The 19,431-nt window shown below is 73.9% G+C and carries 17 protein-coding genes; 6 read left to right on the top strand and 11 right to left on the bottom strand.

What is annotated here, in order from left to right:
- Nucleotides 1-6 precede the first annotated feature (6 nt).
- The 6 genes from paaB to paaN all read right to left on the bottom strand — a co-directional run bounded on the left by paaB (nt 7) and on the right by paaN (nt 6,059).
- Nucleotides 7-309 carry a 1,2-phenylacetyl-CoA epoxidase subunit PaaB gene (gene paaB, locus C7M71_RS08145; protein ID WP_111491037.1) on the bottom strand — a complete coding sequence of 101 codons (303 nt, stop codon included), beginning with the start codon at nt 307-309 and terminating at the stop codon, nt 7-9.
- Nucleotides 306-1,334 carry a 1,2-phenylacetyl-CoA epoxidase subunit PaaA gene (paaA, locus tag C7M71_RS08140; RefSeq protein ID WP_111491036.1) on the bottom strand — a complete coding sequence of 343 codons (1,029 nt, stop codon included), beginning with the start codon at nt 1,332-1,334 and terminating at the stop codon, nt 306-308. Before paaA ends, paaB begins: the two co-directional genes overlap by 4 nt.
- Before the next feature lie 88 nt (nt 1,335-1,422).
- On the bottom strand, nt 1,423-2,232 hold the full coding sequence (locus tag C7M71_RS08135; RefSeq protein WP_229759079.1) for a 3-hydroxyacyl-CoA dehydrogenase family protein: 810 nt from the start codon (nt 2,230-2,232) through the stop codon (nt 1,423-1,425).
- 113 nt (nt 2,233-2,345) lie between these two features.
- A complete protein-coding gene (locus C7M71_RS08130; protein ID WP_111491034.1) occupies nt 2,346-3,095 on the bottom strand; it encodes an enoyl-CoA hydratase/isomerase family protein in 750 nt (249 codons plus the stop codon).
- A gap of 5 nt (nt 3,096-3,100) precedes the next feature.
- Nucleotides 3,101-4,324: a thiolase family protein gene (locus tag C7M71_RS08125; RefSeq protein ID WP_111491033.1), complete on the bottom strand. Its 1,224-nt coding sequence runs from the start codon at nt 4,322-4,324 to the stop codon at nt 3,101-3,103.
- Nucleotides 4,314-6,059, bottom strand: coding sequence for a phenylacetic acid degradation protein PaaN (gene paaN / locus C7M71_RS08120; RefSeq protein WP_111491032.1), 1,746 nt, complete (start codon nt 6,057-6,059; stop codon nt 4,314-4,316). Before paaN ends, C7M71_RS08125 begins: the two co-directional genes overlap by 11 nt.
- A 105-nt stretch (nt 6,060-6,164) precedes the next feature.
- Between paaN and paaI the strand changes: the two genes are divergently transcribed.
- Nucleotides 6,165-6,590 carry a hydroxyphenylacetyl-CoA thioesterase PaaI gene (paaI, locus tag C7M71_RS08115; protein ID WP_111491031.1) on the top strand — a complete coding sequence of 142 codons (426 nt, stop codon included), beginning with the start codon at nt 6,165-6,167 and terminating at the stop codon, nt 6,588-6,590.
- A complete protein-coding gene (gene paaK, locus C7M71_RS08110) occupies nt 6,587-7,933 on the top strand; it encodes a phenylacetate--CoA ligase PaaK (protein WP_111491030.1) in 1,347 nt (448 codons plus the stop codon). The genes paaI and paaK overlap by 4 nt, the downstream gene beginning before the upstream one ends.
- A gap of 46 nt (nt 7,934-7,979) precedes the next feature.
- Here paaK and C7M71_RS08105 read toward each other — a convergent pair whose 3' ends face one another.
- On the bottom strand, nt 7,980-9,377 hold the full coding sequence (locus C7M71_RS08105) for a hypothetical protein (RefSeq protein WP_162824182.1): 1,398 nt from the start codon (nt 9,375-9,377) through the stop codon (nt 7,980-7,982).
- 215 nt (nt 9,378-9,592) lie between these two features.
- Between C7M71_RS08105 and C7M71_RS31015 the strand changes: the two genes are divergently transcribed.
- From C7M71_RS31015 to C7M71_RS08085, 3 genes are all read left to right on the top strand, one after another.
- On the top strand, nt 9,593-11,524 hold the full coding sequence (locus tag C7M71_RS31015; RefSeq protein WP_175607606.1) for a putative T7SS-secreted protein: 1,932 nt from the start codon (nt 9,593-9,595) through the stop codon (nt 11,522-11,524).
- A complete protein-coding gene (locus C7M71_RS08090; RefSeq protein WP_111491026.1) occupies nt 11,463-11,756 on the top strand; it encodes a WXG100 family type VII secretion target in 294 nt (97 codons plus the stop codon). The genes C7M71_RS31015 and C7M71_RS08090 overlap by 62 nt, the downstream gene beginning before the upstream one ends.
- A 65-nt stretch (nt 11,757-11,821) precedes the next feature.
- A complete protein-coding gene (locus tag C7M71_RS08085) occupies nt 11,822-16,228 on the top strand; it encodes an FtsK/SpoIIIE domain-containing protein (RefSeq protein ID WP_114914679.1) in 4,407 nt (1,468 codons plus the stop codon).
- Nucleotides 16,229-16,303: 75 nt separating this feature from the next.
- Here C7M71_RS08085 and C7M71_RS08080 read toward each other — a convergent pair whose 3' ends face one another.
- Complete coding sequence (locus C7M71_RS08080) at nt 16,304-16,927, bottom strand: hypothetical protein (protein WP_111491974.1); 624 nt, start codon at nt 16,925-16,927, stop codon at nt 16,304-16,306.
- Nucleotides 16,927-17,205: a hypothetical protein gene (locus C7M71_RS08075; protein WP_111491975.1), complete on the bottom strand. Its 279-nt coding sequence runs from the start codon at nt 17,203-17,205 to the stop codon at nt 16,927-16,929. Before C7M71_RS08075 ends, C7M71_RS08080 begins: the two co-directional genes overlap by 1 nt.
- A 122-nt stretch (nt 17,206-17,327) precedes the next feature.
- Here C7M71_RS08075 and C7M71_RS08070 point away from each other — a divergent pair, with 122 nt between their 5' ends.
- A complete protein-coding gene (locus tag C7M71_RS08070) occupies nt 17,328-18,005 on the top strand; it encodes a hypothetical protein (protein WP_111491976.1) in 678 nt (225 codons plus the stop codon).
- Nucleotides 18,006-18,113: 108 nt separating this feature from the next.
- On the opposite strand, the gene C7M71_RS08065 is transcribed toward C7M71_RS08070, so the two are convergent.
- Nucleotides 18,114-18,872, bottom strand: a complete 759-nt coding sequence (locus C7M71_RS08065; RefSeq protein WP_111491977.1) for an anti-sigma factor — start codon at nt 18,870-18,872, stop codon at nt 18,114-18,116.
- Nucleotides 18,869-19,420: a sigma-70 family RNA polymerase sigma factor gene (locus tag C7M71_RS08060; protein ID WP_111491978.1), complete on the bottom strand. Its 552-nt coding sequence runs from the start codon at nt 19,418-19,420 to the stop codon at nt 18,869-18,871. Before C7M71_RS08060 ends, C7M71_RS08065 begins: the two co-directional genes overlap by 4 nt.
- Between the last annotated feature and the right edge of the window lie 11 nt (nt 19,421-19,431).

Genomic DNA, 19,431 nt, shown 5'->3' with positions numbered 1-19,431 from the left:
CTGCTCCTAGATGTGGGGGACGTCGTCGGGGATGTCGTAGAAGGTGGGGTGGCGGTAGACCTTGTCGCCGCTGGGGGCGAAGAACGGGTCCTTCTCGTCGGGCGTGGAGGCGGTGATGTGCTCCGAGCGGACCACCCAGAGCGAGACGCCCTCGTTGCGGCGGGTGTAGAGGTCGCGGGCCGCGAGCAGCGCCATCCGGTCGTCGGAGGCGTGCAGCGAGCCGACGTGGACATGGTTCAGACCGCGCTTGCCTCGGACGAAGACCTCGTACAGCGGCCACTCGGCCCGGGCGCTCCCGGTGCTGCTCATGCTGCTGCTCCTTCTGCTGCTACTGCGGCTTCTGCGGCTCGGGCGGCCTGCTTGGCGGCGTAGGCGCTCGCCGCCTCCCGTACCCAGGCGCCCTCCTCGTGGGCGGCTCTGCGCCGCGCGATCCGTTCGCTGTTGCACGGTCCGTCGCCGCTGATCACGCGTTGCAGCTCGGTCCAGTCGGGGGTGCCGAAGTCGTGGCGGCCGCGCTCCTCGTTCCAGCGCAGTGCGGGGTCGGGCAGTGTCACGCCGAGCCGCTCGGCTTGCGGGACGGTCATGTCCACGAACTTCTGGCGCAGCTCGTCATTGGTGTGCCGCTTGATCTTCCAGGCCATCGAGGCGGCGGAGTTGGGGGAGTCGCCGTCCGGCGGGCCGAACATCATCAGCGACGGCCACCACCAGCGGTCGACCGCGTCCTGCACCATCTCCCGCTGGGCGGCGGTGCCGCGCATCATGGTCATCAGCAGCTCATAGCCCTGCCGCTGGTGGAACGACTCCTCCTTGCAGACCCGCACCATGGCGCGGGCATAGGGCCCGTAGGAGCTGCGGCAGAGCGGCACCTGGTTGCAGATGGCCGCGCCGTCCACAAACCAGCCGATCACGCCGACGTCGGCGAAGGTCAGCGTCGGGTAGTTGAAGATCGAGGAGTACTTCTGGCGCCCCTCGATCAGCCGCTGGGTCAGGTCCGCGCGGTCGGCGCCCAGAGTCTCGGCGGCCGAGTAGAGGTAGAGCCCGTGCCCGGCCTCGTCCTGGACCTTGGCGAAGAGGATGGCCTTGCGCCGCAGCGAGGGCGCCCGGGTGATCCAGTCGCCCTCCGGCTGCATGCCGATGATCTCGGAGTGCGCATGCTGCGCGATCTGCCGGATCAGCGTCCTGCGGTAGCCCTCCGGCATCCAGTCCCGAGGCTCGATCCGCTGGTCCCGGGCGATGGTGTGGTCGAAGCCCTGCTGGAGCTCCTGCTCGGCGGAGGTGGAGCCGGAGCCGGAGCCGTCGCCGGGGGCTGACGGGGCGGAGTCTGTTGCGGTCATCGATACCAGCTTCCCAACCGACCGTTCGTTCGGTATCAGTGTGACAAGTTTCCCCTGATCGGACAAGCCCGCTGTCAGGGGAGGAGCGTCAGCGCCAGGAGTAGAACCCCTGACCGGTCTTGCGGCCCAGCTCGCCCCGGGCGACCTTGTCGCGCAGCAGCCGGGGCGGTGCGAAGCGCCCGCCCAGGGTCGCGTGCAGATGCTCGGCGATGGCCAGGCGGACATCGAGCCCGACCAGGTCGGTGAGGCGCAGCGGCCCCATCGGGTGCTTGTAGCCCAGGCGCATGGCGTCGTCGATCGCCTCCGGCTCGGCTACCCCCTCCTCGACCATCCGGATCGCCTCCAGGCCCAGCGCCACGCCGAGGCGGCTGCTGGCGAAGCCGGGCGAGTCCTTGACCACGACGTCCTTCTTGCCGAGGGCATGCGTCCAGCCCAGGGCGGCGCTCAGGGTCTCGGCGTCGGTCTGCGGCGCGAAGACCAGTTCGATCAGCTCGGAGGCGGGCACCGGGTTGAAGAAGTGCATGCCGAGGAAGCGCCCGGGGCGGGTGAGCACGGAGGCGAGTTCGGTGATCGACAGCGAGCTGGTGTTGGTGGCCAGGACCGCGGTGGCACCCACCGCCTGCTCGGCCGCCGTCAGCATCCGGGCCTTGAGCGCGGCATCCTCGGGTACCGCCTCGACGACCAGGTCGGCCGTGGCGGGCAGGCCGTCCACCGTGGCCGTCGTCGTGATCCGGCCGAGTACCCGCTCGGCGGGCTCGGGGAGCCTGCCCCGCTCGGCGGCCCGCTTCAGACCGATGGCGATCCGGTCCAGCGCGGCGGCTGCGGCCCGCTCGCCGCTCTCCACGACGGTCACGGCCGATCCGGCCGCCGCGAAGGACTGCGCGATACCGGCGCCCATCCGGCCGCCGCCGATCACCCCGACGACCGCCGGGGCGGCGGCGGACGCGGACTCGGACGGGGCGTCGGACGGGGCGTCGGACGGGGGAGGGGTGCCGGGGGTGCGGGGAGTGCTCATGTCCTGCTCCTGTCCTTCTTCTCCAGGAACCGTGCCATCCGGTCCTGCTTGTCCTGGCCCTCGAACAGCACCGCCTGGGCCAGGTCGTCCGCCACCGGGTGGGCGCCGGGCGAGTCGACCACCAGCTTGGTGAGCCGCAGCGCGGTGGCCGAGGAGCGCGCCATCCGGTCGAGCAGCGCATGCGCCGCCTCCAGCAGCGTCTCCGCCGGGACGACATCGATGACCAGCCCGGCGGCCAGTGCCGCCGGGGCGTCCAGGTTCCGCCCGGCGAGCAGCACCTGCTTGGCGATCGACTCGCCGACCAGCTCGGGCAGCCGCCAGCACGCCCCGGCCGCCGCCAGGATGCCGAGCCCCGGTTCCGGGTTGCCGAAGACCGCGTCCGGCCCCGCGATACGGAGGTCGCAGGCGTACGCCAGCTCCGCGCCGCCGCCCAGCGCCCACCCGTCGACTGCGGCCAGGGTCGGCATCGGCAGCCTGCGCACCCGCTCGAAGAGCCGGCTGTTGATCCCCTGAAGGGCCTCCTCCCGGCCGCGCCGCAGCAGCTCCGCGATGTCGGCGCCGCCCGCGAAGACCCCGCCGTGGCCGGTGAGCAGCAGCAGCCTCGGCGTGCGTTCCAGCAGGCCGCACACCTCGTGCAGCTCCTCGACCATGCGGCCGGAGATGGCGTTGCGGGCCTCGGGGCGGTGCAGGGTGACGACCACCCGGTCGTCCCGCTCCTCGACCAGGAGCGTCCGGTACGGGGACATCCGCGTCACACCCTCTCCAGCAGCATGGCGACGCCCTGGCCGACGCCGACGCAGAGGGTGGCCAGGCCCCGGCGGGCGTCCTCGCGCTCCAGCCGGCCGAGCAGGGTCAGCAGGATGCGGGCGCCGGAGCAGCCCAGCGGGTGGCCCAGGGCGATGGCGCCGCCGTCGGCGTTGACCTTCTCCTCGTCCAGTTTGAGGCGTCGGATGACGGCCAGCGCCTGGGCGGCGAACGCCTCGTTCAGCTCCACCGCGTCCAGGTCGCCGAGCTGCCAGCCGGCGCGGGCGAGCGCCTTCTCGGTGGCGGGGACCGGGCCGAGGCCCATCAGCTGGGGCTGCACACCGGCCGAGGCGGAGGTGGCGATCCGCGCCCGGGGGGTGAGCCCGTACCGCTCGACGGCCGCCGCGCTCGCCACCACCAGGGCGGCGGCGCCGTCGGAGAGCGGGGAGGAGGAGCCGGCGGTGACGATGCCGTCGCTGCGGAAGATGGTCCGCAGCGCGCCCAGCTTCTCCAGCGTGGTGCCGGGGCGCGGGCCCTCGTCGCGGGCCACCTCGCCGTCCCGTACCGGGACCGGCACGATCTCCCGGTCGAAGCGGCCCGCCTGCTGGGCGGCCACCGCCCGCTGGTGGCTGCGGAGCGCGAAGGCGTCGGACTCGGCGCGGGTGATGCCGTCGAGGGCCGCGACCTCCTCGGCGGTCTCGCCCATCGACAGCGTCGTCCGCACCGCCTCCGGACCGGCACCGGCGGGTACCGCCCGGTCGGCGGCGGTGAAGCGCGGGTTGGTGAAGCGCCAGCCCAGCGAGGTGTCGTGCACCTCGCCCGGCTTGGCCCAGGGGGTGCCGGGCTTGGCCATCACCCAGGGGGCGCGGGTCATCGACTCCACGCCGCCCGCGACGACCAGGTCGGCCTCACCGGCCCGGATCGCCTGGGCGGCCGAGGCGACGGCGGTCAGACCCGAGGCGCAGAGCCGGTTGACGGTGTAGCCGGGCACGGTGTGCGGGAGCCCGGCCAGCAGCACGGCCATCCGGGCCACATCGCGGTTGTCCTCACCGGCCTGGTTGGCGGCGCCGAGGATCACCTCGTCCACGGCCTCCGCCGGAACCCCGGCCCGGCGGACCGCCTCGCCGACCACCAGGGCCGCCAGGTCGTCGGGGCGTACGGAGGCCAGGGCGCCGCCGTAGCGGCCCTGCGGGGTGCGCGCCCCGTCGACCAGGTAGACCTCATCGGACATGGCTGTACTCCTTGGCGGGTGCGGGCTCGACGGGTGCGGGTGCGGGCGCGGGTGCGGGACGGCGCGACTGGAGCGTCGCGAAGCGCCCGGTGACGAAGGCGGGGTCGGACAGGGTCGCGCTGGCGGCCGGGTTGGCCGCACTGCCGTGGAAGTCGCTGAAGGCGGCGGACTGGTTGACGAAGACGCCGCCGGTGAGGTTCTCCGACAGGTGCACCCCCGCGTCCAGCGCCGCTTCCTCGGCCGCCGCCAGCACCTTCTCGCTGGTGGAGTGGACGGCGGCGGTCAGCGCGCCGCGCTCGCGCACCGTCTCCCGGAAGATCCGCAGGCTGTGCTCGGTGGAGTCGGTACCGATGACAAAGGAGACCGGCCCGAACCACTCGCGGGTGTACGTCTCCCGGTCGGCCTCCGCGTCCAGCCGGGCCACCAGCGGGGTGCGGATGTCGGCCTCCGGATGGTCGGGGTGCGCGACCGGCGCCGACGGCCGCACCGTACGGCCGAGGCTTGCGGCCTGCTCCAGCCGCTCCCCGACGCTGTCGGAGACGATGGCGCCGAGGGTGCCGGCCGCCCGGGCCGGATCGCCGAGCAGCCTGTCCAGCGCGGCGGCGAGGTCGGCGGCGAACCCGTCGGCGGTCTTGATGCCCTGGTCGGTGGCCATGCCCTCGCGGGGGATCAGCAGGTTCTGCGGGGTGGTGCACATCTGGCCGCTGTAGAGGGAGAGCGAGAAGGCCAGATTGCCCAGCAGGCCCTGGTAGTCGGCGGTGGAGTCCAGCACGACGGTGTTCAGGCCGGCCTTCTCGGTGTGGACGACCGCCTGGCGCGCATGGGCCTCCAGCCAGTCGCCGAACTCGGTCGAGCCGGTGAAGTCGACGATGCGCACCTCGGGGTGGAGCGCCAGCCGCGCCGCCGTCCGGTCCTCCGGCCGCTCGGCGGCGAGGATCACCAGGTTGGGGTCGAAGCCCGCCTCGGCCAGCACCTCGCGGGCGATGCGCACCGTGATCGCCAGCGGCAGTACGGCGCCGGGGTGCGGCTTGACGATCACCGGATTGCCGGTGACCAGGGAGGCGAAGAGGCCGGGGTAGCCGTTCCAGGTCGGGAAGGTGTTGCAGGCGATCAGCAGCGCCACCCCGCGCCCGACCGGCGTGAATGTCTTCTCCATCACCAGCGCCCCGCCCCTGCGCTGCGGCTTGCTCCAGCGGGCCGTGCCCGGATGCCGCTTCTGCTCCGCCCAGGCGTAGGCGACCGCCTCCAGCCCGCGCTCCTGGGCGTGCGGCCCACCGGCCTGGAAGGCCATGACAAACGCCTGCCCGGTGGTGTGCTGCACGGCGTGCGCGAGCTCGAAGCTCGCCGCGTTCAGCCGGGCCAGGATCTCCACGGCCACCCCGGCCCGCGCGTCGGGGCCCGCGTCGCGCCAGCGGCCGGTGGCGGCCTTGGCCGCTGCCACCGCCTCGTCCGGGGTGACGCGGGGGTAGCCGACGCCGAGCGGGAAGCCGTACGGGGAGGTCTCGGTGGCCGGTACCGACCCGCTGCCGGGATGGCCGCCGAGGGTGAACTGGGTGCCGAGCTGGGACCGGAAGGCCGCTTCCCCGGCCCGGGGGGCCTCGTCGCCGTACACGGTGGTGCTGGGCGACTCCGGGTAGGGCGTCCAGTGGCCACGGCTCGCGGTGGCGGCGACCGCCTGCTCCAGCAGCGCCCGGTGGCGTGCGAAGAAGTCGGGGCGTTCGGGGGCGTGGGGCATCTCTTCCACCTCTTGACACCTCTTGACAGGCAGTCCCGATCCTGATTATTTGGCCATGCTGCACGCTAACCGAATGTTCGGTCGGTTCACAAGGCGGTGGAAAGCATGACGCAGGCCACGGGTGCGGCGCCCGGCCCCGCAGAGGCGATGTTCGCCGGGGACGAGGCGTCCCGAGGGCTCGGTATCGAGGTGCTGGAGTACGGTGAAGGAACCGCCGAGCTCCGGATGACCGTGTCCCCGGCGATGGTGAACGGGCATGGGACCGCCCACGGCGGCTATCTCTTCCTCTTCGCCGACACCGCCTTCGCCTGCGCCTGCAACAGCCATGGACCGGTGACCGTCGCAGCCGGAGCCGACATCGACTTCGTCGCCCCCGCCCACGAGGGCGATGTGCTGCTGGCGACCGCGCGGGAGCGCACCCGGTTCGGCCGCAGCGGCATCTATGACGTGACCATCCTGCGCGGTGACGAGGTGATTGCGGAGTTCCGCGGGCGCAGCCGCAGTATCCGGACCGTGAAGGAGACGCGATGAGCAGCAGCCCGGTGGACCCGGCGGTCTCGGGACCCCGCGTGGGGGAACCGATCCCCGAGCACCTGCTGGACGCCGGTGAGCGGATGGGGGCCGAGCAGCTGAGGGAGTATCAGCTCGCCCGCCTCCGGGCGACGCTGCGGCACGCGTACGACAACGTGGAGCTGTACCGCAGGAAGTTCGACGCGGCCGGGGTGCGGCCCGAGGACTGCCGCACCCTGGCCGACCTGGCCCGGTTCCCCTTCACCACCAAGGCCGACCTGCGGGACTCCTACCCCTTCGGCATGTTCGCCGTCCCCATGTCCGAGGTCCGCCGCGTCCACGCCTCCAGCGGCACCACCGGCCGCCCCACCGTGGTCGGCTACACCGAGCAGGACCTCTCCACCTGGGCCGACGTGGTCGCCCGCTCCATCCGCGCGGCCGGCGGCCGACCCGGGCACAAGGTGCACATCTCCTATGGGTACGGCCTCTTCACGGGCGGCCTCGGAGCGCACTACGGCGCCGAACGGGCCGGCTGCACCGTGATCCCGGCCTCGGGCGGCATGACCGCCCGCCAGGTGCAGATCATCCAGGACTTCGAACCCGAGATCATCATGGTCACCCCGTCCTACATGCTGACCCTGCTCGACGAGTTCGAGCGGCAGGGCGTCGATCCGCGCACCACCTCGCTGAGGATCGGCATCTTCGGCGCCGAGCCGTGGACCGAGGAGATGCGCCGCGAGATCGAGCAGCGGCTGGACATCCACGCCGTCGACATCTACGGCCTCTCCGAGGTGATGGGCCCCGGCGTGGCGCAGGAGTGCGTGGAGACCAAGGACGGCCTGCACGTCTGGGAGGACCACTTCTACCCGGAGGTGGTCGACCCCCTCACCGACCAGGCCATGGCCGAGGGCGACAGCGGTGAACTGGTCTTCACCTCCCTCACCAAGGAGGCGCTGCCGGTCATCCGCTACCGCACCCGCGACCTGACCCGGCTGCTGCCCGGCACCGCCCGGCCCGCCTTCCGCCGGATCGAGAAGATCAGCGGCCGCTGCGACGACATGATCATCCTGCGCGGGGTGAATGTCTTCCCCAGCCAGATCGAGGAGATCGTGCTGCGTACCCCCGGTGTCGCCCCGCACTTCCAGGTCCAGCTCACCCGGCGCGGCCGGATGGACCATATGACCGTCAGCGTCGAGGCCCGCCCCGGCCTCGCACCGGACCAGCGCCAGCTGGCCGAGGCGTCCATCGCCAAGGGCGTCAAGGACGGGGTCGGGGTGACCGTCGAGGTGGCGGTGGTCGACCCCGAGACCCTGGAGCGGTCGGTGGGCAAGATCCGCCGCATCAAGGACCTGCGCCCGGAGTGACCGCTGCGACCCGCCGGGCACGTGCCCGGCGGTGGGTGCTTCGTGGTCAGGCTGGGGTGGTGAGTGTGAGGTTGAGCAGGGGGAGTTCGAGGGAGCCGTCCGGGGTGGCCGACCAGCGCCAGTGGGCGCCGTCGGCGTCTCCGCAGACCAGCGCCGTCCAGCCGGCCCCGCCGGGCCCGCAGAGGGCGGCCAGGTCGGCCGACTCGCGGCCGGTGGGTGCTCCCGGGACGACCAGGAGTGCCCGCAGCGGGCGGAGCCGGGCTGCCGCTCGGAGGGTGCCGCCGCTCCGGGCGGCGGCGGTCGGGCGGGTCGGCGGGGTGTAGGCGGCGAGGTCGGCCGGGTCGATCCGGGGCAGGGCGGCGGGGAGCGCGATCGGTAGGCCGCCGGTGCCCTGCAAGGCCGTGACGGGTACTTCGGGACGGGTCCGGGCGATCTCGGCGAGCAGCGTCTGCACCGTGTCCCGGGCCACCGCGCGGTCCCCGGTGACGCTCAACACCCCGTCGAGTCGGCTGAGGTCGACGAAGACCGGTCGGCCCTGCGCCTCCACGCCGACCCGCACCAGGCAGGGGACGTCCTGGCGGTAATGCGGTGGCAGGGTGGCGCCGGGCCGTGCGGGTGCACCGGGCGGGCGGTGCCAGCGGCCGCCGCCCAGGTCCTGCCACGGCGCCGGGGGAGTGCCGGTGGCCGCCACCCATGCGGTGGCACCCGTACCGTCCACGGCGACGGCGTGCACGGCCCGCTCCTCGGGCCCGGTCAGCTCGGCCAGTACCGCATGGGCGTAGCGCAGCGACTCCTGGTCCCGGGCGAAGGACTCCGTGAGCGACCTGCGGTAGCGCAGCCTGCGCGCCCGGCGGGCCGGTTCGCCGAGCCTGCGTACCACCCGGACCGATGCGGCGAACGCCCGCCGCACCCGCCGCCGGGCCACGATCCCGGCCGTCAGCAGGGCCAGCAGGATGGCGCCGACCACGGCGAGCACGGCCGGGAGTGGGATCACCAGCGGCTCGGACTCCTGCTGCCCGCTGGGGGCAGCGGCGTCCTGTCGGCCGCCGTCCTGAGCGGCGGTCTCGCGGGCCAGTTGCACATCGGGACCGCCCGCGTCCTGGGGCAGCCGGAGGATCCAGCCCGGCCGCAGGTCGGCCGGGTCCGTCAGGGCGGAGCCGTCGGGCTGCTGCCGTCCGCGATTGAGGGCGAAGATCTCACCGGCCCGGTTGCCGTCGCCCAGGGTGCGCGCGGCGACGGAGACCAGGGTGTCGGGCGTACCGCCGTTCCGGTCCGCCGACCGCACCACATACACCTTGACGAGGCCGTCGCCGTCGCCGTCGGCGGCGCCGGCCGCCGCCCCGCCCGGGACCAGTACGGCCCATGCGGTCAGCAGCAGTACGGCGACGGCCGTCCGTACGGCCGTCCACCGACCCGAACCTCGCGGTCCGGCGCTCCCCATCATCTGGTCCCACCCATCTCTCGGCGCCCGCTGAGGTACCGGGGCCACGGGCGGGCCCCTTCGCACCTCACAGGGGACACGGGAGGGGTGGTGGAAAAGGTTCACCGGAATTCGGCTGAACCGCTTGCGCGGCCGACCCGTGTGGAGGTCAGCAAGCCAGCCATCCGCCAGGGGGAGACGTGCCGCGACGACACACCTCAGGATTCGACGTCCTCGGAATGTCCCAGGACCCGACGCCTGGAGACCCGGACGAGATCCGGCGGCTGGCCTCCCGCTACCGGGAGATCGGCGACCAGGCCGAGACCGCCACCAGGATCCTGAGCGGCGGCGGCGCCGTGGAGCAGGGCAGCGGACAGGCGATGGACGCCCTGCGCGGCCAGCTGAAGTCGCTGCCGGACAAGCTCGGCAGGACGGCGGACTCCTTCTCCGAGGCGGCCACCGCCTATGAGACCTACGCCGGTCAACTGGAGGATGCGCAGTCCCAGGTCGACCGGGCCATGGACCAGGCCGGACCGGTCGCCGGGACGGCCCGCCAGACGGTCCCCCCGCTCGCCGAGGACGCCACCGACGAGCAGCGGGAGGAGGCGCGGCGGCAGCAGGACGGCATCGATGCCGCCCAGCAGAGCCTGTCCGGCGCCAGACGGCTGGCCGAGGACGCCCGGAACCTCCGCGAGCAGGCGTCCCGGCGGGCGGGCCAGGAGCTGGACGACGCCGCAGCGAAGGCCATCCCGGAGCGGAACTTCTTCCAGAAGATCGCGGACTTCTTCGCGGACTTCCCGTTCGTCAAGATCCTGATCGACATCCTGGTGGCCGTGGTCACCGTCTTCTTCCCGGTGGTCGGCCTGGTCCTCGGCGGGTTGCTGTTCGCCTTGCAGACGGTTCAACAGATCGTCACCGGAGACTTCAAGACCGGTGACTTCCTGGTCGGGCTGCTGGCGATCGTCCCGGGCGGCTCGCTGCTCAAACTGGGCGGCCGGGCGGCCGAACTGGCCATCACCAAGGTCTCCCCGGCGCTGCTCAAGGGCATCTCGTCGGGCGGCTTCTTCCGGTCGGTCGCCGGCAGCATCACCAAGGCCACGGAGACCGTGACCGGTACCAAGGCGTTCCAGGTGGCCTTCGACAGCCCGGGCGGGAAGCTGGTCACCGGCGCGATCGGTGAGTTCGGCCACAAGGTGGGCGAGGAGGCGGTGGTCAAGAAGCTCAACGGCGACGAGATCACCGCGGCCAACCTGCTGGCGGGCGCGGCGGCCGGTGCCGTGGTCGGTGCCGGTATCCGGGGTGCGCGCGGCTTCAGGGGCGGCGAGTTCGACGGGGGCGCCTTCGCCCCGAGGCTCCGGCCGGCGGCGGAGGTTCCTGAGCCGGAGCCGGTCGGGCTGCGCGGCGCTTTGATCGACCAGGGCGCGGGACTGGTGCAGGAGGGTGCGTCCAGCGGCGCCAAGGTCGGGGTCGCGGTCGCGGAGGGGACCGACCCGGCGGAGGCCGTCGCGGGGGAGGCGGCCAACTTCCTGCCGGGGTCGGTCGGTTCCGTGGGCAAGCGGGCGTTCGGGCACGGCGTGGACTCGATCTTCCCGGCCAAGGGCACCTCGCACGGCCCCGGCCCCGCCGCCCCGGCCCCGACACCGACTCCGACGCCCGCCCCGACTCCGACGCCCGCCCGACTCCGACGCCCGCCCCGACTCCGACGCCCGCCCCGACTCCGGCGCCCGCCCCGACTCCGGCTCCGACTCCGGCCCCGGTGGTGGAGCCGCACAGTGTCCCGCTGCCGCCCTCTCCGACCACCGAGGCGCCGCCGCGTCCGGTGTCCCCGCCCAGGCCCGAGCCGCAGGACATCCCGCTGCCGCCCTCCCCGACCACCGAGGCACCCCCGGCTTCGGCCCCGGCTCTGGTGGCGGAGCCGCAGAATGTCCCGCTGCCGCCGTCCCCGACCATCGAGGCGCCGCCGCGTCCGGTGTCCCCGCCCAGGCCCGAGCCGCAGGACATCCCGCTGCCGCCCTCCCCGACCACCGGCTCCGGCTGAGCCGAGCCCCCACAGACCCCCACCACCAGGTGGACGGACCGACAGCACCACAGCAACCAAGGAGAACCACCATGCCCAACTTCGCCGTCAACTCCGACGAGACCGCCTCCACCTCGGCCGCGCTGCTCAATGACTTCTCGCAGCTCCAGGACAAGCTCACCGAGGTGCGCGGGAAGATCCAGAACCTGCTGGCCCAGGGCTACAGCACCCCGGCCGCCCAGCAGAAGTTCCAGCCCTTCTTCGACGAGTTCGCCCGGGGCTTCGACCAGGTGAACCAGGGCCTCCAGGGCATCGGCCAGTACATCAAGGCCGTCGGCGACGCGTTCTCGCAGACCGACGAGCAGCTGGGTTCCAACCTGTCGTAGCGGGTCGGCCCACCCGCAGCCCCACCACTCACGACTCACGTACGAGGGAATCGATTGCCGTGCGCCTGAACGTCAGCGTCCGTGACCCCGAGGACGAGGGGGTGTCCACAGCCGTCGTCGTCGACACCGAACCCTCCGCCCAGGCGGGGCGGTTCGCCGCGGAGCTGGCCCGTGCCGTCGGGCACCGGACCGGTACCGGCGCCGCTGCCGCCGATACCGGCCCGGTGCTCTACATCGGCTCGGATCCGGTGGACCCGGAGGCCACCCTGTACGCCGCAGGAGTGCGCGACGGCCTGGACCTCGGGCTCGGCGCCCCCCTTCCCCGGGAGGCCGAGCCCGAGGGCCGGTTGGAGCTGCGGGTGGTCAGCGGACCGGGGGCCGGTACGACCTACCGGCTGCCGCCCGGCGAGTACCAGATCGGCAGCGGCCCCGGCTGCCGCATCCGGCTGGCCCCCGGTGCCCCGGCGGTCGCCGCCCGGGTCCGGGTGCGGGTGGACCACACCGCCGAGGTGGCGGTGGCGGCGGCCGGGCAGGCGCTGCTGGACGGCAGGGAGCCGGCGGGCACCGTCCGCTGGCCCGAGGGCAGCCAACTCGCCGTCGGGGACACCCTGCTGGAACTGGCCCTGCCGAACTCGGCCCGCGCGCCGCTGACCCCTGCGGCCGACGGGCTGGGGCTGGAGTTCAACCGGCCGCCGCGCTTCCTCGCCGCCCGCAGCGCCGGCCGCTTCCGGCTGCCGGGCGCCCCCGTCAAGCCGGACAAGCGGCCGATCCCGCTGCTGCCGATCCTGCTGGTCCCGGCGGGCGGTGCGCTGGTCGCCATTGTGTCGACCGGGCGCTGGATCTTCGTACTGCTGGCGCTGCTCTCCCCGCTCGGCGCGCTGGCGACCCAGTTCGGCAGCCGCAAGCAGACCCAGGTCAGCTATGCGGAGAAGGTCCGCCGGTACGAGGAGTCGCTGGCCCGGGTCCGCGCCGATGTGGACACCGCCGTCCTGGCGGAGCAGCACCACCTCAGGCTCGCCCACCCCGATCCGGCCTCGCTGCTCCAGATGGCGGCCCAGCCGTCGGAGCGGCTCTGGGAGCGCCGCTGGCAGGACCCGGACTTCCTGGACGTCCGGGTGGGCACCGCCGACCTGCCGTCCTCGCTGACCGTGGAGGACCCGGCGCTGGACGAGCACCGCCGCACCACCGTGCCGTGGCTGACCCAGGTGCCGGTACGGGTGCCGCTGCGCTCCGCCGGGGTCGCGGGCATCGCCGGTGCGGGCGCCGCCAATCTGGCCGGCTGGACGGTGGCGCAGGCCGCCGCCCTGCACAGCCCCGCCGATCTGCGGATCTATGTGCTGGCCGGTACCGAGGGCGAGGCGGACTGGTCGTGGGTGCGCTGGCTGCCGCACAGCCGCCCGCAGGGCGAGGACGCCTATGCGCTGGTCGGCAGCACCGCCGAGTCGACGGCCCGCCGGATCGGCGAGCTGAGCCGACTGGTCGCGAGCCGGCTGGCCGCCGGCCCGGGTGCGCCGCGCGGCGGCGCCGCCGGCTCCCCGGACATCCTGGTGGTGCTGGAGCAGGCCCGCCGGGCCCGTGCGCTGCCCGGCGTGGTGTCGCTGCTCCGTGACGGCCCGTCGGTGGGGGTGTACACGGTCTGCCTGGAACGCGAGGAGCGGCTGCTCCCCGAGGAGTGCACCGCCGTGGTGACCACCGGCCCGGACGGCTACCTCCGGGTGCGCACCGGCGGGGGCGCCCCGCTGGAGGGCGTCCGCGCGGACTCCCCGGAGCCCGGCTGGTACGAGCAGGCAGCCAGGGCGCTGGCGCCGCTGCGCGGGGTCGGCGACGCCGAGGAGAGCGCGCTGCCCGGCGCGGTGCGGCTGCTGGACCTGCTGGGTGTCGAACCGCCCACGGCCGGGGCGGTCGCCGCAGGCTGGGCGCTGTCCGGCCGCTCCACCCGGGCGGTGCTGGGCACCGGCTACGACGGGGACTTCGCCGTCGACCTGGTCCGCGACGGGCCGCACGCGCTGGTCGCCGGGACCACCGGGTCCGGCAAGTCCGAGCTGCTCCAGACCCTGGTGGCGACCCTCGCGGTGGTGAACCGGCCGGATGAGATGACCTTCGTCCTGGTCGACTACAAGGGCGGCAGCGCCTTCGCCGAGTGCGCCGACCTGCCGCACACCGTCGGCCTGGTCACCGACCTGGACACCCATCTGGTGGAGCGGGCGCTGGTCTCGCTCGGCGCGGAGCTGCGCCGCCGCGAGCAACTGCTGGCCGAGGCGTCGGCCAAGGACATCGAGGACTACCTGGACCAGCGGTCCCGGGGCGGCGACGTCCTGCCGCCGCTGCCCCGGCTGCTGCTGGTGATCGACGAGTTCGCCTCGATGGCCCGGGAGCTGCCCGACTTCATCTCCGGCCTGGTCAACATCGCCCAGCGGGGCCGCTCGCTCGGCATCCACCTGGTGCTGGCGACCCAGCGCCCCACCGGCGCGGTCACGGCGGACATCCGCGCCAACACCAACCTGCGGATCGCGCTGCGCACCACCGACGCGGGGGAGAGCCGCGACATCATCGACGCCCCCGACGCCGGGGACATCTCCCCGGTCACCCCCGGCCGCGCCTACGCCAGGCTGGGCCCGGCGGCGCTGCTGCCGTTCCAGGCGGGCCGGGTCGGCGGCCGGCGGCCCGCCGGGGCGGTCCCCGCGTCGGCGGAGGCCCCGGTACGGGCACACGGCATCGGCTGGCGCGAGCTGGGCGGCCCGGTCGAGCGGGGCGCGGCCCCGGTCGGCGGCGGCGCCCCGAGCGGTCGGCAGGCCCTGACCGACCTGGCGGTGCTCACCGCCGCCGTCGCGGAGGCGGCGCAGGCCACCGGGGTGGACCGGCAGCCCAGCCCCTGGCTGCCGCCGCTGCCCGACGTCCTCCCGTGGACGGAGCCCGCAGGGCCCAGGCCCCCGGCGGACCGCGCGGCGGCGCTGCCCGCCGTGGCGTACGGGCTGGTCGACCTGCCCGCCGAGCAGGCGCGCACCCCGCTGGTCCTGGACTTGGACCGGTCCGGCCATCTGCACATCATCGGCTCGCCGCGCAGCGGGCGCTCGCAGACGCTGCGCACCCTGGCGGCGGCCCTCGGCCGCGCCCACGGGGTGGCCGACCTCCATCTGTACGGCATCGACTGCGGCAACGGGGCGCTCAACGCCCTCAGCGCGCTGCCGCACTGCGGGGCGGTGGTGGACCGCAACCAGACGGAGCGGCTGGGCAGGCTGCTGGACCGGCTGGTCACCGAACTGACCAGTCGTCAGGCGCTGCTCGGCGCACGCGGCACCGCCGACCTGGCGGAGCTGCGCGGCATGGTCCCGGCGGAGGAGCGGCCGCCGCACATCGTGGTGCTGGTGGACCGCTTCGAGGTCTTCGAGCGGGAGTTCGCCACCTTCGACAACGGCAGCTATCTGGAGCGCACCCTGCGGCTGCTGCGCGACGGCGCCGGAGTCGGCATCCACCTGGTGCTGGCCGGCGACCGGGTGCTGGGGTCCAGCCGGTTCGCGGGCACCACCGAGGACCGGATCGTGCTCCGGCTCAACGACCGCGCCGACTACGCGGTGGTCGGCCTCACCCCCCGGTCGGCCCCGGCCGACCCGCCGCCCGGGCGCGGCATCCGGGCGCGGGACACCGCAGAGGTGCAGATCGCCGTCCTCGGCCCGGACCTCTCCGGCACCGCCCAGGCGTCGCTGCTCACCGCCCTGGGCGAGGAGCTGACCGTCCGTGAGGCGGAGGTCCCCGAGGAGCGGCGGCCGATCCGGCTGGATGTGCTGCCCGACCTGGTCAGGTACGCCGACGCCATGGCGCTGCGCCGCGACCCGGGGCCGCTGCGCCCGCTGGTCGGCGTCGGCGGTGACACGCTCACCGCGCTGGGGCCGGACCTCGCGGATGTGCCGACCTTTGTGATCGCCGGGCCGCCGCGCACCGGCCGCAGTACCGCGCTTGCCGTGGTGGCCCGCTCGCTGCTGGAGTCCGGCACCGGGCTGATCGTGCTGGCGCCGCGCCGCTCGCCGCTGCGCGACCTGGCCGGTGTCCCCGGGGTGGCCGCGCTCTTCACCGATGCGGAGCTGTCCGCCGCCGACTTCCGGGCCGCGCTGCGCGACGTCCCGGAGGACCAGGCGGTGATCCTGGTGGACGACGCCGAGCTCTATATGCAGTCGGAGATCGACAGCGATCTGGCGCTGCTGGCCCGGGGCGGGGCCGGGCCGGGCTGGGGGCTGGTGGCGGCGGGGAACGCCGAGTCGCTGGCGCTGGGCCTGGCGGGCTGGACCGGGCAGGTGAAGCGGAACCGCTCCGGGATGCTGCTCTCCCCGCAGAGCCTCAGCGACGGGGAGGTGGTCGGGGTGCGGCTCTCCCGAGGCGTGGTCGGGCAGCCCCCGAGGCCGGGCCGGGGCCTGCTGCACCTGGGCGACGGGGCCCTGCTCACCGTGCAGGTGCCGGAGACCCGGCTGCCCGGCTGAACGGCGGCCGGGCAGAGAAGTGGGGCCGGGCGGGAGTGGTGCTCCCGCCCGGCCCCACCGCCGTATGGACGCCGCTCAGGACACGGCCTCGGCCCTGCCCGGCAGAAAGCGCAGTGTGCCGCTGATCGCGTCGAACAGCTCGTACACCTCGTCGGCCAGCGGCAGATTGGGGCTGGCGCAGGTGACGACCAGGTAGTCGCGCGGCGACCCGGGGATCGGCACCACCGTGTGCATGGTGACCATCCGCACCACGATGTCGGCGGTGAGCGGGGCGTCCTCGATACCGGTGATCCGTGCCACCTGGCCGATCCCGGGCAGCTCCACCGCCGAGACCGTCCGGCCCTGCGGCTGCTTGGCGCTCCCCTGGGCGCCGGCGGGCGGGGAGAGCTGGGCGGCCAGCACCGGCAGCGTCAGCTCGCGGCCGGGCGGGGCGGTGACGGCGAAGACCATCGCGTACCCCATGAAGAGGCCGTCGTCGTACTGGGTGGCCGTACCGGCGGCGAAGAGCGCGCCGCGCCGCCGCGCAGCCCGGCTGACCTCGCGGGCCTGCCGGAACAGGTCGTTGATCCTGGCCTGCTCGCGGGCGTCGCGGGCGAGCGCCAGAGCGGTGGTCCGGGCCTCGGCGAGGGCGCTCCCGGTGAGGTCGAGCTGGGCCCAGGAGTCCGGTACGTCCAGCAGAAAGCGGTCGGCGTCGGCCATCAGGCACCGTCCAGATGGGCCGCAGCCTGGTCGTCGGTGTCCTTGAACTGGGTGAGGATGTCGTCGACCGCCTTCTTGATGGTGGTGCACTGCTTGTTGAGCTGGAAGCGCCCGTCGCTCCAGCGGCTCTCGAAGTGGTTGCCCTGGTGGATCAGCGGGTAGCCGAGCGCCCGGTCCAGGTCCACCCCGGAGTTGCCGGTGTCGATGTGGTCGAGGACGAATCCGAGCGCCTGCGACACCTGCTCCAGTTCGTCCCCCGGAATCCTGATGTCCGCCATCCCGCCTCCTCCATGGTCTGGGCCGTGGTCGGCCTCGCTGCGGAACACGTACCGGGGCGGGTTGCGGTTCACCGACGCGGAGCCGAGGTGAACCGGTCCGGCCCGTGCTCCGTGTCCCCCACGTGACACGTGAACGCAACACCCATGCGGCGCGCAGGTCAGCCTCGCGCGCCCTGCTTGCGACCCTTCTGGTCTGCGGACTCGCGGGCGCCTCCGCCTGCGGCAAGACCGTGGTGATCGGCGACGCGCCCGCGCCGGCCGCAGCTGCCCAGTCCGCACCCCCGCCGACGGCCCCGGCCGCGGACTCGGCCCCGGACTCGGCCCCGGCGGGCAATGACACGCTCCAGCTGGTCAGTGGATCGGCCGCCGAGCACGGCCGGTCCGGCAACGGCGGCACGGTGGTCGGCGCGGCCCTCCAGGTCCAGCCGCCGGTCTGGGTGCAGCTCTCCGCCGTCGACGCCCCCGACCTGGGCCCCCACCTGATCAATGTCAACCAGTCGACGCTGTACCGGTTCGACCGGGACACCGCCGACCCCTCCCAGTCGAACTGCGACGCCGACTGCGCCACCACCTGGCCGCCGGTGATCATCAAGGAGGGCGGCAATGTCTATCTGGCCGGCATCGAGCCATCGCGGATCGGCGCGATCCGGCGGCAGGACGGCGCGGTGCAGCTGACCGTCGGCGGCTGGCCCATCTACCGCTACTCCGGCGACAACCGGCCCGGCGACACCAACGGCCAGGGCATCGGCGGCACCTGGTTCGCGGTCGGGCCGGACGGTGGCAAGGCCGCGCAGCGCTGAGCGCCGCGCCGACCCGTCGGAACGGCCGGCACGTCGGAACGACGGCGGCCACCCCCGCCGCCCAGCACGGTGGGGGTGGCCGCCGTCCGCCGGAAGGGCCGCGCGGCCTCAGGAGGGGAGCGGCGCGGTGACGAACCTCTTCCCGTGGATGTTCTCCACCGCCACCGCCGCGACCTCGGCGGGGTCGAGCAGGGCCGTGCCGTCCAGGTTGATACCGGACGTCGCGCCCTTCGGCGAGACCTTCCAGCCACCGGCGATCTCCTTGGTGCCGTCCTTGCCGATCACCATCAGCCGGCACTCCTCACCTGCGGGGATACCGACCACGGCGGCGTTGACCCGCACCCAGCCCTTGGCCGGAAGCACCGCCACCGTCATCCGGGTCCCGGTCTCCGGATCGGTCACCGACGCCGTCCTGGTACCGGCCGGCGGCACCGCCGGAGTGCTGGGAGCCCCGCTCACCGAAGGCGGCGTGGGCAGCGCGACGCCGGGCCCGGAGCCCGTACCGCTCCGCCCGATCAGCATCCCGCCGCCGAGCAGCGCCGCCCCGGCGACCGCCGCCGCCACACCCACCGCGACCCATCGTCGCCGTTCCTGGCCCACGCGCTCCCGCCGGACCTGGCGCAGCGTGCGCTGAAGCAGCAGGTCGCCGCCGTCGGGCGGCCCGTCCAGGAGTGCTTCCGGGGGGACTTCGCCCAATGCCCGCTCCATCTCACGGAGTTCGGCGAGCTCCTGCCGGCAGTCCGGGCACGCGGCCAGGTGCTGCTCGACGGCGCTCACCTCCTGCTCGTCGAGGACGCCGAGGAGGTAGGCGGTGAGCCGTTCGCCCTCGTGCTGGTCATGCCTCCGGTCTCCGTGCTGGGTGCTCATGCCGCCACCTCCTTGAGTGCGGTCGGCTTGGCCGAGTAGATCTCACGCAGTGCCTTGAGGGCATAGTGTGATCGAGATTTCACGGTCCCGACAGGCAGCCCCAGGGTGGTGGCCGTCTCGGTGACGGTCCGGCCGCGCAGATAGATCTCCCGCAGGACGTCGCGGTGGTCCGGCGACAGGCGGTCCAGTGCCTCCAGGACGAACATGGAGTCCACCACGGCCTCCGCGTGGTCCCGCTCCACCGGCGGGTTGGCCGGCGACTCATGCACCTCCGTCGGCCGCGCCGCCTTGGCCCGGTAGCGGTCGGTGATGATGTTGCGGGCCACGGTGAGCAGCCAGCCGCGTATCGAACCCTTGCCGTTGACCAGCACTTCGGGATGGCGCCAGGCGCGGATCAGGGTCTCCTGCACCACGTCCTCGGCTGCCGCGTGGTCGCTGGTGAGCCGGACCGCGTAGGCCAGCAGCGCTCTGCCGTGCTCCTCGTAGAGCGATCGAATCAGTGCCTCGTCACTCGCGCTTTGTCGAGTTCGCGACCACAACGCCGCCATCCACCCACTCC

The organism is Peterkaempfera bronchialis, assembly GCF_003258605.2.
Taxonomy (GTDB): Bacteria; Actinomycetota; Actinomycetes; order Streptomycetales; family Streptomycetaceae; genus Peterkaempfera; species Peterkaempfera bronchialis.
The sequence above is the reverse complement of the archived record's forward strand: the minus strand, read 5'-3'. Positions and strand labels throughout refer to the sequence as shown.